This is a genomic window from Pseudomonas tehranensis (genome assembly GCF_014268615.1).
Classification (GTDB): Bacteria; Pseudomonadota; Gammaproteobacteria; order Pseudomonadales; family Pseudomonadaceae; genus Aquipseudomonas; species Aquipseudomonas tehranensis.
The window spans coordinates 1-981 of sequence record NZ_JABWQV010000470.1 but is presented as its reverse complement, the minus strand read 5'-3'; the positions used below and the strand labels follow the sequence as shown (position 1 = coordinate 981).

The window sequence follows — 981 nt, the reverse complement described above, 5'->3', positions numbered from 1 at the left end:
GCATCCATGCCGGGTTGCCCACTGCGCAATACCTTCGTTCAGCCAGCGTGGTTAATGGGGCGCCGAGATCAACGTCCACCGCGAGGCGGCCTGATAGCCGGCCTGGTTCTTGGTGGAACCGCGTTTCCCCTGTGGGAGCGCGGCATCACAGTCGATGAAAATATTGGTCGGCATTACGACACTTGATCGATCGTTCCCACGCAAAGCGTGGGAACGATCAAAAACGCCTACCTCGGCTCAACCACATCCAACGCCCGATTCGCCAACAACTGCCCCAGCTCAATCATTTGCTGGACCCCCAGCGCGATATGCCGTCGCGAGCCCTCCAGGTCGAACGCCAGGTCACTGACCATGGCATTGGCCGAGGCCAGGGTTTCGCTGAGGTTGGCGAGCAGGCATTCGGCGTCGATGTTAGGGGCGATGATGAAAAGGGTGTCGAGTGAGTCGGATGTTTCTTTGTCGGCTTTCGGCTTGAGGTAATAGTCCAAGGCTCGGGTGGCGGCTTCGTCGAGTTTCTTGGCGTTGGCAGACTGGCTGTGGGAGATGTGATCGTCGGGATTAGGGGGATTCGGAGTGTTCTTGAACATGGTTCTTAGATCCTTAAGTTGGAGCCGCCACCGATTCGCTACTAAACGAAGAGAGTGGCAGCTGTACGCAGGTTAGTAGACCGGGGATCCAAGAAACCGGCGCACCCGAAGGCGCCCTGCGCACAGCCACCATTGAGTGCAGGAATACCTGACTGAATGGAGCAATGAACATCTTGGATACCGAGCTACTAAACCCGATCACTGATGGGCAGTGACGAGAACCAAAGTACCGATGGGATCCAAGGTGAACAAGCCGGCGAATTCTGGCGCAGTCGTAGGCTGAGGCGCAAGGTGACGTAGCCTCGTGTCGCACATTTGAAGGACGTGGATCGAGGGATTTCCCAAGAGGTTGTAGGGGAAATTCCCCGATTCAAGGATTGGATTGAACCCGTGG

1 protein-coding gene and 1 pseudogene are annotated in these 981 nt (G+C 56.7%); one reads left to right on the top strand and one right to left on the bottom strand.

Annotation, left to right across the window (positions count from 1 at the left end; genetic code table 11):
* Window positions 1–186 (top strand): annotated as a pseudogene (locus HU811_RS27555) (hypothetical protein); the annotation flags it as partial.
* A 41-nt stretch (window positions 187–227) separates the two neighbouring features.
* Here HU811_RS27555 and HU811_RS27020 read toward each other — a convergent pair.
* Window positions 228–587 (bottom strand): DUF6124 family protein, encoded by a 360-nt coding sequence (locus tag HU811_RS27020; protein ID WP_186659172.1) that lies wholly within the window; start codon window positions 585–587, stop codon window positions 228–230.
* Window positions 588–981 lie beyond the last annotated feature (394 nt).

Bases quoted from the DNA above. Each gene is read 5' to 3' on its own strand.
- HU811_RS27020 (WP_186659172.1), bottom strand. From the start codon at position 587: ATGTTCAAGAACACTCCGAATCCCCCTAATCCCGACGATCACATCTCC.